General features: G+C 73.1%; 13 protein-coding genes. 7 read left to right on the top strand and 6 right to left on the bottom strand.

All coding sequences use genetic code 11. The features are described from left to right. Positions 1 to 361: 361 nt before the first annotated feature. The 5 genes from ccmE to ccmI all read left to right on the top strand — a co-directional run bounded on the left by ccmE (position 362) and on the right by ccmI (position 5159). Positions 362 to 877: a cytochrome c maturation protein CcmE gene (gene ccmE / locus LQ222_RS25100; protein WP_230169613.1), complete on the top strand. Its 516-nt coding sequence runs from the start codon at positions 362 to 364 to the stop codon at positions 875 to 877. 235 nt (positions 878 to 1112) lie between these two features. Next, on the top strand, positions 1113 to 3071 hold the full coding sequence (locus LQ222_RS25105; RefSeq protein ID WP_230169614.1) for a heme lyase CcmF/NrfE family subunit: 1959 nt from the start codon (positions 1113 to 1115) through the stop codon (positions 3069 to 3071). Next, positions 3068 to 3652, top strand: a complete 585-nt coding sequence (locus LQ222_RS25110) for a DsbE family thiol:disulfide interchange protein (RefSeq protein ID WP_230169615.1) — start codon at positions 3068 to 3070, stop codon at positions 3650 to 3652. Before LQ222_RS25105 ends, LQ222_RS25110 begins: the two co-directional genes overlap by 4 nt. A gap of 200 nt (positions 3653 to 3852) precedes the next feature. After that, a complete protein-coding gene (locus LQ222_RS25115) occupies positions 3853 to 4365 on the top strand; it encodes a cytochrome c-type biogenesis protein CcmH (RefSeq protein WP_308071661.1) in 513 nt (170 codons plus the stop codon). After that, on the top strand, positions 4362 to 5159 hold the full coding sequence (gene ccmI / locus LQ222_RS25120; RefSeq protein ID WP_230169616.1) for a c-type cytochrome biogenesis protein CcmI: 798 nt from the start codon (positions 4362 to 4364) through the stop codon (positions 5157 to 5159). Before LQ222_RS25115 ends, ccmI begins: the two co-directional genes overlap by 4 nt. Here the strand turns inward: ccmI and LQ222_RS25125 are convergent. The 5 genes from LQ222_RS25125 to LQ222_RS25145 all read right to left on the bottom strand — a co-directional run bounded on the left by LQ222_RS25125 (position 5143) and on the right by LQ222_RS25145 (position 9236). Beyond that, on the bottom strand, positions 5143 to 5859 hold the full coding sequence (locus LQ222_RS25125; protein ID WP_230169617.1) for a hypothetical protein: 717 nt from the start codon (positions 5857 to 5859) through the stop codon (positions 5143 to 5145). The genes ccmI and LQ222_RS25125 overlap by 17 nt on opposite strands. Positions 5860 to 6030: 171 nt before the next feature. Further along, positions 6031 to 6663, bottom strand: a complete 633-nt coding sequence (locus tag LQ222_RS25130) for a hypothetical protein (protein ID WP_230169618.1) — start codon at positions 6661 to 6663, stop codon at positions 6031 to 6033. Between the two features lie 14 nt (positions 6664 to 6677). Continuing rightward, a complete protein-coding gene (locus LQ222_RS25135) occupies positions 6678 to 7274 on the bottom strand; it encodes a protein-S-isoprenylcysteine O-methyltransferase (RefSeq protein WP_230169619.1) in 597 nt (198 codons plus the stop codon). Beyond that, positions 7271 to 8464, bottom strand: a complete 1194-nt coding sequence (locus tag LQ222_RS25140; RefSeq protein ID WP_230169620.1) for a hypothetical protein — start codon at positions 8462 to 8464, stop codon at positions 7271 to 7273. Before LQ222_RS25140 ends, LQ222_RS25135 begins: the two co-directional genes overlap by 4 nt. Positions 8465 to 8651: 187 nt before the next feature. Further along, entirely contained in the window at positions 8652 to 9236 is a 585-nt protein-coding gene (locus tag LQ222_RS25145) for a TlpA disulfide reductase family protein (RefSeq protein WP_230169621.1), read from the bottom strand. A 77-nt stretch (positions 9237 to 9313) separates the two neighbouring features. On the opposite strand from LQ222_RS25145, the gene argH reads away from it, so the two are divergent. Continuing rightward, a complete protein-coding gene (argH, locus tag LQ222_RS25150) occupies positions 9314 to 10642 on the top strand; it encodes an argininosuccinate lyase (protein WP_230169625.1) in 1329 nt (442 codons plus the stop codon). A gap of 415 nt (positions 10643 to 11057) precedes the next feature. After that, positions 11058 to 11567, top strand: a complete 510-nt coding sequence (locus LQ222_RS25155; protein WP_230169622.1) for a CYTH domain-containing protein — start codon at positions 11058 to 11060, stop codon at positions 11565 to 11567. A gap of 73 nt (positions 11568 to 11640) precedes the next feature. Here LQ222_RS25155 and LQ222_RS25160 read toward each other — a convergent pair. Beyond that, positions 11641 to 12646: S8 family serine peptidase (locus LQ222_RS25160; RefSeq protein WP_230169623.1), on the bottom strand; the 1006-nt coding region annotated here is incomplete at its 5' end.

Genomic DNA, 12646 nt, shown 5'->3' on the forward strand with positions numbered 1-12646 from the left:
CCGACTGCCGCGTCCAGCGCACCAGTGCATGGCGCGCAAGCCAAGCGGCCGGACGGCCGCGCCCGGCGTTTGAGGGCACACAAAGACTCGGATCGCGCCCCACGCGATCCGGGAGCGCACAGCGCGACCGCGCCCAAACCGACTGCCGCGTCCAGCGCACCAGTGCATGGCGCGCAAGCCAAGCGGCCGGACGGCCGCGCCCGGCGTTTGAGGGCACACAAAGACTCGGATCGCGCCCCACGCGATCCGGGAGCGCACAGCGCGATCGCGCCCAACCTGCCCGCCGCGCCCGGCGCACCACTGCGTGGCGCGAAGCCAAGCCGGCCGGATGGCCGGCGCCCGGCGTCTGAGGGTTCACACAGTGACACGCAAAAAACGCCGCCTGATGGTGCTGCTGCTCGCCGGCCTCGGCCTCGGCAGCGCGACCGCACTCACGCTCACCGCCTTCCAGGACAACATCGTCTTCTTCTTCTCGCCCTCCGACGTGCTGGCCAATCGCCCGGCAGGCGACCGCGCCTTCCGCCTCGGCGGCCTGGTCGAAGCCGGCTCCGTCGAACGCCGCACCGGCGCCGATGGCCGCCCCGCCGCCACCTTCCGCGTCACCGACGGGGCCAACCAGATCAGCGTCACCTACACCGGCGTCCTGCCCGACCTGTTCCGCGAAGGCCAAGGCGTCGTCACCCTCGGGCGCCTGCTGCCCGACAACACCTTCCGCGCCACCGAAGTCCTCGCCCGCCACGACGAAACCTACATGCCCCCCGAAGTCGCCGACGCGCTGCGCCGCGCCGGCCGCTGGAACCCCGCCGAAGGCGCAGCACCACCCGCGGAAACCTGGAACACCGCGCCACGGCCACGCGAAGGACGGAGCGGGGGATGATGCAGTTGGTGGTTTCGATGGTTGGGCGCGAGCCGGGGGGCCAGCCCCCCGGACGCGCGGCTTTGACGGGGAGGGATGAGGGAGGGGCTCGCGGGCGCACCCTCGATCACGGACACGCCATGCCCCTCCCTCATCCCTCCCCATTCACGGCGGGGTCCGGGGAGGCACTGCCTCCCCGGCGGGGGTCCAGGGGGCAGCGCCCCCTGGCAGCGCCCACCCACGAAAGCACCACCGCATGATCCCCGAACTCGGTCATTTCGCTTTGGCCTTGGCGTGTGTCCTGGCTGTCGCGCAGTCGGTGATGCCCATTGTCGGCGCGCATCGGCGTGATGTGCGGTGGATGGCGACGGCGGGGCCTTTGGCGGCGGGTGTGCTGGTGTCGGTGGGGGTGGCGTTTGGCTGCCTGGTCTGGGCTTTCGCGGTGAATGACACGACGGTGTCGAATGTCGTTGCCAACAGCCATTCGGCGAAGCCGCTGATCTACAAGGTGTCGGGCGCCTGGGGGAACCACGAGGGTTCGATGGTGCTCTGGGTGTTGATCCTGGCGCTGTGCGGCGGCGCGGTGGCGGGCTTCGGGCGGGATTTGCCGACGGCGTTGAAGGCGCGGGTCATCGGTGTGCTGGGCTGGGTGGCCTCGGGCTTCCTGCTGTTCATCATCTTCACGTCGAATCCGTTCGATCGCATCTGGCCGCCGCCGCCGGATGGGCAGGGGCTGAATCCGGTGCTGCAGGATATCGGCTTGGCGCTGCATCCGCCGATGCTCTACCTCGGCTATGTCGGGTATGCGGTGACCTTTGCCTTTGCGGTGGCGGCGCTGCTCGAAGGGCGTGTGGATGCGGCCTGGGGGCGCTGGGTGCGGCCGTGGTCGCTGATGGCCTGGTCGTTCCTCACGATGGGCATCGCGCTGGGGTCGTGGTGGGCGTATTACGAGCTCGGCTGGGGTGGCTACTGGTTCTGGGATCCGGTGGAGAATGCCTCGCTGCTGCCCTGGCTGGTTGGCACCGCACTGCTGCATTCGGCGATCGTCGTCGAAAAGCGCGACGCGCTGAAGATCTGGACCGTGCTGCTGGCGATCATGGCCTTCGCCATGAGCCTGCTCGGCACCTTCCTGGTGCGCTCGGGCGTGCTGAATTCCGTGCATGCCTTCGCCAATGACCCGACGCGCGGCGTGTTCATCCTGGCCCTGCTGATGATCTACGTGGCCGGGGCCTTCGCCATCTTCGCCTGGCGGGCGCAGAAGCTGGCACCCACCGGCATCTTCGCGCCGATCTCGCGCGAGGGCGCGCTGGTGCTGAACAACCTGCTGCTGTGCTCGATCGCAGCGGTGGTGCTGGCCGGCACGCTGTGGCCGATGTTCGCGGATATCCTGACCGGCGCGAAAATCTCGGTCGGCCCGCCCTTCTTCAACCTGGCGACGGCGCCGCTGGCGATCCCGTTGGTGCTGGCCATGCCGATCGGCGCCATGCTGCCGTGGAAACGCGGCGATGTGTGGGGCGCGCTGCAACGCCTGTGGTGGGCGGCCTGCGCGGCGCTCGCGGTCGGCTTCCTGATGCTGGTGGGCGCCGGGCTGCCGGTATGGCCGGCCATCGGCATGGGCATGGCCATGTGGCTGATCGTGGGCGCGACCGCCGATGTGGCGGATCGCATCGCGCTGTTCCGCCGCCCGGCCCAGGCCTGGCAGCGCGCGAAGGGCCTGCCGCGCGCGGCCTGGGGTGCCGCCATCGCCCATGCCGGCATGGGCGTCACCATCGCCGGCATCGCCGGCATGGGTGTCGCGACCGATACCCTGATTGCACTGAAACCCGGCGAGACCGCGCGCCTGGCCGGCTACGAATGGCGGCTCGACTCCATCACCGACGCGCAGGGGCCGAACTACGCCGCGCGTCGCGCCACCATCACCGTCTCGCGCAACGGCGCCGTGGTCACGGTGCTGGAACCCGAACGCCGCACCTTCCAGGTCGACCGCCAGACCACCACCGAGGCCGCCATCCACACCAACGCCATGCGCGACCTGTATGCCGTGCTCGGCGAGGAACGCGACGGCGCCGGGGTGCTGCGCCTGCATCACAACCCGCTCGCGCCCTGGATCTGGTTCGGCGCGGTCATCATGGCGCTCGGTGGCGGGTTGTCGCTGTCCGACCGGCGGATGCGCGTCGCCGCCCCCGCCCCCAAAGGCGCGACAGCCCCCGCATGAGCGACACCCAGGCCCCGCCGCCGCGCTCGCGCCGCTGGATGCTCTACGCGCCGCTCGGCTTCGCCGCCGCCGCGGGCGCCGGCTTCTTCGTCATGCTGCGCGGGCTGCAGACCGGCGGCTACAACCCGCGCGGCGTGCCCTCCGCCCTGATCGGCCAGCCGGCACCCGACTTCAGCCTGCCGGCGCTCGACACCACCAGCCTGCCGGCCCTCAGCGCCGCAGACCTGCGCGCCCCGCTGGCCGCGCCCGTGCTGGTCAACTTCTGGGCCTCCTGGTGCGTGCCCTGCATCGTCGAGCATCCGCAGCTGATGCGCCTGCATCGCGAGGGCACCCGCGTGCTCGGCATCAACTACAAGGACCGCCCGACCGATGCCGCCGCCTTCCTGACCCGCCACGGCAACCCCTTCAGCAAACTGGGCCGCGACGAACCCGGCCGCGTCGCCATCGACTGGGGCGTCTACGGCGTGCCCGAAACCTACCTGGTCGACCGCCAAGGCCTGATCCGCTGGCGCTTCGCCGGGCCGATCACGCCCGAGGTGCTGGACCAGGAACTGAGGCCACTGCTGCGGGGGTATGCGTGAGCGCGGCCAGGGCAGACGGAGAGGGGCTTTGCCCCCCTCCGGACCTCCCCCCACCAAGGGGCAACGGCCCCTTGGATCGCGGTTTTGCATCGGGGGAATTGGGGAGGGGCATCGTCGGTGGTACCGACGCGACGGCCACGCCATGCCCCTCCCCGATTCCTCCGATCAAGTCGAGGGTTCCAAGGGCCTTTAGGCCTTTGGTGGGAGGGGTCCGGGGAGGGCAAAGCCCTCCCCGCCGCGCCCTTGCCCGCCTCATTGCAACCCTCCCGCTGCTGTTGGCCTTGGCCTGTCCTGCCCTCGCGGCGGTGGGTCGGCCGGAGGATCGCTTGTCGGATGCGGCCATGGAGGCGCGGGCGCAGGAGATCGGGCGCGAGTTGCGGTGCATGGTCTGTCAGAACCAGTCGATCGAGGACAGTGATGCGGATCTGGCGCGCGACTTGCGGCGGATCGTGCGGGAGCGCGTGGTGGCTGGCGATGATGCGTCGGCGGTGATGCGGTTCGTCCATGCGCGATATGGCGATTTTGTCTTGTTGCGGCCGCCCTTCAATCCGGTGACGGCGTTGTTGTGGGCGATGCCGGTGATTGCGCTCGGGGGTGGCCTGGTGGTGATTGTCCTGCGGCGGCGGCGTGGCCTGGCCGGGGTTGATCCCGTGCCGCTGACCGAGGCGGAGCAGCGGCGTCTGGCGGAACTGGAGCGTGGCGGCGGCGCATGACTTCGTGGATTCCGTTGGTTCTGTTGGCGCTGGCCGCGCTGTTGCCGCTTGGCGCCGCGGTGTTGCGCCCCGGCGTGACGCGTGGGCGGCGGGAGGCTGATGTCGCGCTGTATCGCGCGCAGCTGGCGGAGCTGGATCGCGAGCGCGAGGCCGGGCGGCTGGATGAGGCCGGGCATCGTGCCGCACGCATCGAGGTGCAGCGCCGCCTGATCGCCGCGGCCGACCAGGCGGAGCAGGCGACGACGGCGCGCGGGCCGGCGGTGCTGGCGGCGGTGCTGCCGCTGTTGGCGGCGGCCGGGGTGGGGCTGTACCTGCTGCGCGGGTCGCCGGGGATGCCCTCGGCGCCGTATGACCTGCGGGCCGAGGCGGCGGCGCGCGACGACCAGATCCTGGCGACGCTGCGCGAGAGGCTGGCGTCGCTCGACCAGCGCAGCGACCAGGCGCGGCAGGGCTGGATTCTGCTGGGCAATGCCGAACGTGCGCGCGGCAATGCGGAGGCCGCGATCGCGGCCTGGACGCGCGCGCTCGATGCGCGCTTCGAGGCCGACCTGGCCGGCGATATCGCGGAGATGGAGATCGCCCGTGGCGCTCCGGCGGCGGCGACGCCCTGGCTGGTGCGCGCCCTGGCGGAGCAGCCGGAGGACCCGCGCTACCGCTTCCTTGCCGGCCTGGCCGAGGCCGAGAGCGGCCGCCCCGCCAATGCGCGAACGTTGTGGCAGGCGCTGCTGGCGGAAACGCCGCCCGATGCGCCGTGGCGCGGGCTGCTGGAGCGCCGGCTCAACGCGCTGCCCTGACCCGCGGCGCGGGGGGCGGTCGCGGCAGCGCGGCGGGTTGCGCGGCCGGTCGCGGCGCCGTGGCCTGGGCGGCGGCCGGGGCGCCGGCATTGGTGCGCGCCGGCGGCGCGGCGGTGCCGATCTCCTGCAGCGCGACGAGCACCTGGCGGTGCAGATCGATGTCCTTGTCGATCGACAGGTGGCTCTCGCCGTCCACCTGGCGGTTGTCGATGCGCCCGTCGAAGCCGCGGCCGGGTGTCAGGCGCCGGGCGTAGGTGTCGCGGTCCTGGTGGAAGTTGATGACGCGGCGCGGACCGCGCGGCACGGCCAGCACCCAGGACGGGTCGAAGGTGACCAGCAGGTCGACCGGGATGTCCGCCGCACCCAGCCGGCCCGACAGCAGGATGGCGTCGTCCGCCCCGAAGGAATGGCCGATCACGGCCAACGGCCGCGGCAGGGCATCGCCGCGCGCGGCGGCGATGGTGCGGGCCGCCAGGGTGCGCCATTCGGCGTGGTTGTGGACCGTCGCGTCGTAGCCGGCGCCGCGCAGCATGAAGGTCAGCTGGTTCATGCCGGTGGAGAACATGTTCAGCAGCCCGCGCAACACCACGACCCGCCCGCGCACGGCCTGCGCGAGTGGCTGCACCGTGGTGGTGCCGCAGGCAGCCAGCGCGGGCAGCAGCGCCAGCGCGGCGCGGCGGGGAAGTCGGGATGGGGTCACGAGACGGGGATGCCGGCCGGCCTTGGCAGGATGATGGCGGCGCCTGGCGCCGGTCGGCCGCTGCGGGGCGCGCGCCATGGGCCGCCCATGGCGGAGGCGGCGTCAGCGGACGGGGCGCCGAGGGACGGGCCGGCAGCGCGGGGCAAGGGTCGAGGCACGCGCAGGCCGGCGTCAGGCCCGGCGGCGTGGCGCCGGGCGCGGCGGGGCTGCGGGGTGCGTCGCATCGAGCAGCGCGACCACCTCGCGGTGCAGCGCGGGGTCCTTGTCGATGGTGAAGTGGTTGTCGCCGCGCACGGGGCGGTTCTCCAGCGTGCCGGTGAAGCCGCGCGCCGCGGTCAGGCTGCCGCCGCCCCACAGGTCGGATTGCTGGAAGTAGTTCCGCACCAGGGCGGGGCCGCGCGGCACGGTGCGCACCAGCACCGGGTCGAAGGTCACCAGCACGTCCATCATCCCGGTCGCCTGGCCGAAGCGCGCGGCCAGCAGGATGCCGTCATCGGCGCCGAGCGAATGGCCGATCACGGCGAAGGGCCGCGGCAGGCGGTTTTCCCGCGCGAGGACCAGCGCCGCATCGGCCTGCGCGGCCCAGTCGAGGTGATTGAACACCTGCGCGTCGTAGCCGTCGCGGCGCAGGGTTTCCTCCAGCTCGTCGATGCCGGTCGAGAACACGTTGGCCAGGCCACGCAGCAGCACCACGCGGCCGCGCGGCGGGCCGGCCAGCGGAATGTCCTCGTCGCCGCCGGCGCAGGCGGCGGTGGTGGCGGCGGCAAGGCCGAGCAGGGCGGCGCGGCGGGTGGTCTGGGGCATGGCGGGTTCGCGGGTCAGTGGCTGCGGGGCGGGGCGAGCGGGATGATGCGTGGGGTGCGCGCGGCATAGGAATCCCATTCGGCACCGAAAGTTTCACGCATCAGCGATTCCTCGCGGGCGACGCGCAGCAGGTAGAGCGTGCCGAAGCCGATGATTCCGGCCGGCCCGGCGACCCAGTTCTGCAGCGTGAAGGCCTGGGCGATCGCCCAGATCCAGAAGGCCGTGTACATCGGGTGGCGCACGAAGCGGTACACGCCGCCGGTCACCAGGGAATGTTCCTCGCGGACCGCCAGCGTGACCGACCAGTTGCGCCCGAGCGCCTTGTGCGTCGCGTAGAACAGCGCCAGCGCGGCGGCGAAGACCGCCAGCCCCGCAATGGCCCGCGCCGGCGAGAAGACCTGGTCCAGAGCCGCGGGGAAGCCGGTCGCGATATAGACGAAGGGGATCACCCCGAGGCCGGCGAAGGACACGCCGAGCACCGCCTTCTCGCGCAGGTCCATGGCGTCGCGCAGCAGCACGTTGCGCTTGGACTTGCGCTCGAAGGGCCGGCGGATGACCCACCAGGCGACCATGCACAGGCCGTGCAGCAGCTTGGCGACCAGTGGCGTCATGCGGCGGTCTCCTGCGGGGCGTGGCGCAGCGAGCCGTCGGCGGCGATCAGCCGGTCGGGGCACGGGTCGCGCCCCACCGCCGCCGGGCCGCAGGCGATCAGCCCCCAGTCGTAGAAATACCGGCGGCCATTGCCGGTCAGGTAGATGCGGTGCGCGCGCAGCATCGAAAGCCGCACGCGCCGCCAGCCCGCGGCATCCAGCATGGCGCGCGGATGAATGCGTTCCATCCGTGGGCCGCGCCCCGCCAGCCGCAGCGCGGCGACCGGATCCGCCCGGTGGAACGACACCAGGTCGCGCCGCGAGGTGTATTCCAGCCAGCTCAGCCCGGGCGCGGCCGCGATGCGCGACACCGCCGCCCGCAGCGCGCCGGCCGCCGGCATCAGCGCGATCTTCAGCAGCGAGGAGCCCAGCCCGACCAGCACCAGGCGGGGCGCCGGCCGTGGCGGGTCGGGGTCCTGCGCCAGCGCCGCCGCCAGCGCCTGCGCCAGCAGCACCATGCCCAGGCTGTGGCCGGTCAGCACCACCTCGTCCACCTCGCGCGTGCGGCGCGCGGCCGCGACCTCCTGCGCGAAGCGCGCGATGCGCGCGGCGATGTCCGGCCGCGTGCCGTCGGCAAGGTCGCGCGCGAAGGACCAGTCGGCGAACAGATGCCCCAGATGGGCGCGGCGGTCGGCCAGCAGCACGAGACCCAGCGCCAGCGCCACGCCCAGCGCGACCCCGGCCCAGCCGCCCAGCGCGACCCCGGCCAGCAGCCCGGCGACCAGCGCGCCGCCCAGCAGGGCCAGCGGCAGCGCCACGAACAGCAAATAGCGCCAATGCGCCGCGCCGTAGCGCGCCAGCGTGCCATCCGCCAGCAGCCGCGCCAGCGCCGCCCCGCCGCGCAGGATGCGCCGCGGCAAGGGCACGCGCAGGTCCTGCGCGATCAGGTCGTCCCAGGCGAGGATGCGGATCTCGGCCTCGGTCGCCCAGTCGGGGCCGGAGAGCCGGGCCGGGAAGGACCGCACCACGCGATCGGCCGATTCCACGCCGGGACCGGTCTCGACCGCCAGGCCCCAGCACGCGGCACTGCGACCGAGCGTACGCGCCAGGCGGCGCTGCTGCGCCCCGGCGCTCAGCGGCTCATACCCCGGGACGTGCAACACCAGGCGGCGACGGACCGGGAGCAAGGGCGTGGATGGCGCGACAGTCATCTTCGGCGGTCCCGTCACGCGCGACAGGGGTGGCTGTCAACCGGATTCGATGCGTCGGCCAGGGGCGCTGCCCCCTGGACCCCCGCCGGGGAGGCAGCGCCTCCCCAGACCCCGCCATCCCATCACATCCGCGGGTCTGGGAGGCCGCAGCCTCCCAGCGGGGGGTCCGGGGGGCTGGCCCCCCGTCTCACGCCGCCCCGCCGGCCCTGCTCGCCGGCGCCACCAGCCGCCGGATCGCGGACACGAAGTCCGGCGCGTCCCAGGCCGCGTCCCCTTCCAGCCTTGCGCGTTCGCGGCCGCCGCGGTCAATGATCAGCGTGGTGGGCAGGCCGCGGGCGCCCAGGGCGCGGCCGGCGGCGCCGCGCGGGTCGAGCCAGATGCCCAGCGCCTTGACCCCGGTGCGTTCGTAGAAGGCCTGCACCACCGGCAGGCCGCCGCGGTCGGAGGATAGCGGCAGGACCAGGATGCCGTCCGGTGCCAGCATCCTGGCGAGGCGATCGAGGGCCGGCATCTCCGCCACGCAGGGCGGGCACCAGGTGGCCCAGAGGTTGAGCACCAGGCCCTGTCCGCGAAAATCCGCGACCTCCTGCGCATTGCCCCGGGAATCGGTGAAGCTGATGTCGGGCAGCGCCGCGTCGGCCTCGCGCAGGCGGTTCAGCCCATGCGCGGTGGCGGCGATGGCTGGACGCGCCGGAAGCCCGGCCTGTATCAGGGTGGCCGCCGCCAGCGCCGGGGCGGCGAGCAGCACGGAACGGCGCGTCGGAACCAGCACGAAAGACACCCCCAACGGTGAGCAGCAACGCCAATCGGCAATGGGGCGGACGCTTCGCGGAAGGCCCCTCCGCCATCATGGAGGCGATCAATGCCTCGATCGGCTTCGACCGCAAGATGTGGCGGCAGGATATCCGCGGCTCGCTCGCCCATGCCGCGATGTTGGCGCATGTGGGGATCATCTCGGCCGATGACGAGGCCGACATCCGCCGCGGCCTGACCGACATCGCCGCGCGCATCGAGAAGGGCGACTTCCCCTTCGACGAGGCGCTGGAAGACATCCACATGAACGTCGAGGCGCGGCTGTCGGCCGTGATCGGCGATGCCGGCAAGCGCCTGCACACCGGGCGCAGCCGCAACGACCAGGTGGCACTCGATGTGCGCCTGTGGGTGCGCGATGCGATCGACGGCCTGTCCGGCCAGATCGAGGATGTGATGCGCGCCCTGGTGGCGCGTGCCGAGGAACATGCCGGCACGGTAATGCCCGGCTTCACGCATCTGCAGCCAGCGCAGCCCGTCACGCTCGGCCATCATTTCCTGGCGTATGTGGAGATGCTCTCGCGCGACCTGTCGCGCCTGCGCGACTGCCGCGCGCGCATGAACGAATGCCCCCTCGGCGCAGCGGCGCTGGCGGGCACCGGCTTCCCGATCGACCGGCACATGACGGCCAGGGCGCTGGGCTTCGACGGCCCCACGCGCAACAGCCTGGACAGTGTCGCGAGCCGCGATTTCGCGGCGGAATTCCTGTTCGCGTGCAGCATGTGCGCCACGCACCTCTCGCGCTTCGCCGAGGAGATCGTGATCTGGACGAACCCCTATTTCGGGTTCGTGAAACTGTCGGATTCCTTCACCACCGGCAGTTCGATCATGCCGCAGAAGCGCAACCCCGATGCGGCGGAACTGGTGCGCGGCAAGACCGGCCGCGTGGTGGGTGCGCTGGTCGGGCTGCTGACCGTGATGAAGGGCCTGGCGCTGACCTATTTCAAGGACATGCAGGAGGACAAGGAAGGCGTCTTCGACGCCGCCGAGACCATGACGCTGGTGCTGGCCGCGGTGGCCGGCATGGTGCGCGACCTGAAGCCGGATGTCGGGCGGCTGTCCTCGGCCGCCGGCGCTGGGTTTTCCACCGCGACCGACCTGGCGGACTGGCTGGTGCGCGAATTGAAGATGCCCTTCCGCGACGCCCACCACGTCACCGGCGCGCTGGTGCAGAAGGCCGAGGGCCTGGGCGTCGACCTGGCCGGCCTGACCATCGAGGAAATGCGCGAGGCCGAGCCCCGCATCACCGAGGGCGTCTACGACGTGCTGTCCGTCGCGGCCTCGGTGCGGTCGCGCACGTCGTTCGGCGGCACGGCGCCGGCCAATGTCGCGGCGATGGCGGCGGAGTGGAAGGCGAAGCTGGCATGACGCGCGCCCGATCGCCGAAGGGCGCAGGCGAAGCCGAGCACCGCAGGCGTGAATCGGCCGCGCCTGGCACAAGCGCCCGATCGCCGAAGGGTGCAGGCGAAGCCGAGCACCGCAGGCGTGAATCGGCCGCGCCTGGCACAAGCGCCCGATCGCCGAAGGGCGCAGGCGAAGCCGAGCACCGCAGGCGTGAATCGGCCGCGCCTCGCACGACTCACGCGGTGCTGGGCGCGCTGGCGTTGCTGCTGCTGCTGGGCGCCTGCGGCAAGGTCGGGCCGGTGCGCGCGCCCGGGCCGCCGGAGGAGGTCACCTACCCGCGGATCTATCCGAACCGCTGAAACGTCACCCGCCGACAACTTCCCGTCTTGTCGGTTTCGTGGCACACCACGACCGAACCTGACGGACCCTGGCGCGCGGCATGAAGCATGAGATCGAACGCAAGTTCCTGGTCATCGACGATGGCTGGCGGGCGGCGGTCACCGAGACTGTTCATCTGCGGGACGGGCTGGTCGCGACGTTCGGCGGCGGCAAGGTGCGGGTGCGCATCGCCACCGCGCAGGGTGCCCCGCCGCGCGCCTGGGTCACGCTGAAGGGCCCGCGCAGCGGAATCTCGCGGCGCGAATTCGAATACGCGATCCCGCTCGCCGAGGCCGAGGCGATGCTCGCCGAATTCTGCGACGGGCACGTGGTCGAGAAGCACCGCCACCTGGTGCCCCATGCCGGCCAGGTCTGGGAGGTCGATGTCTATGGCGGCCCGCTGACCGGCGTCGTGCACGCCGAGATCGAGCTCGACAGCGCCACTGCGGCGGTCATCCCGCCGCCCTGGCTCGGCCCGGAAGTGACCGGCCAGCCGCAGCACAGCAAGCGCGCGCTGATCATCGCATCGGTCGGCGCGCAGCGCGACGTGGCGCGCCGACAGGGCATCTGAGAGGCCGCGCCTGCGGGCTGCGCTCCGGCGAGCCCCGTCGCCGGGGAATGCGCGCGCCCGCGGCGCCCCGGCGCTATCGCAGCGCGGCGCTGCCGGCTGCCACCGGCGCCGGCGCGTCGGCGCAGGCGCGCGGTTCCACCAGCCCCCAGCCGAACACCGGGTCGCGCCCGGGCGCCCCGGCATCGCGTGCCAGCGTCGCCAGGTCCTGCAGCCCGGCGGGCCCCAGGCGCGGCAGGCCAGCCAGCGCCGCGGCCACCACCGGCGCGGCGAAGGATGTCCCTGACCAGCGCCGGGCCGCCGGGCTGCCCGGCGCATCGAGCGTGACCTCGACCCCATGCGCGGCGAAGGCGATGTGCGGCCCGGCCGCCGAGCGCGCCCAGGGCCGCCCCTGCACATCCACCGCCGCCACCGCGATCGCCCAGGGATAGGCGGCCGGGTGCAGCGGCGGCGCGCGCGGCCCGTCATTGCCGGCGGCGGCGACGATCACCACGCCCCGCGCCGCGGTCGCGGCCCCCAGGCGTTCCACCACCGCATTCGCCGGCCCGACCACCGAGACATTGGCGATGGTGGCGCCGATCTCGGCCGCGCGCGCCAGGGCGGCGGCGATGTCGAAGGCGTCGGCGGCCTCGCCATTCGGGCCGAGGTGGAAGGAATCGAGCACGGCGATGCGCGCGCCGGGGGCGGCGGCGGCCAGCCGCAGGGCCACCGCCGTGCCATGCGCGGTGCGTGCCGGCCGGCGGCCGGGGCCGCGCAGCACCTCCTGCCGGTCGATCCGCCCGGCCAGCAGCGGGTGGCGCGCATCGACGCCGGTATCGACCAGCGCGATCAACCCCGTGGGTGCCGCGCAGCCAGGGGCGGCGTCCGTGGCGGGCGGGTCGGCATCGGCGGGGGCCTCGCCGGCCAGCCGATAGGCATGGTTGCGGTCCGTCGTCGCGCCAGGCGCCAGCGCGCGCAGCCGGGCCAGCGCCTGCGCTTCCGGCAGGCCGGCCGGGCCGCGCAGTCGTGCCAGGCCCTGCGGCGCGCGTTCCGCGACCACGGCGAAGCCCTCGGCGCGCAGCCGCGCGAGGGCGCCGGGCGGC

Origin of the sequence: Roseomonas sp. CECT 9278, from assembly GCF_918698155.1 — a bacterium.
Taxonomy (GTDB): Bacteria; Pseudomonadota; Alphaproteobacteria; order Acetobacterales; family Acetobacteraceae; genus Neoroseomonas.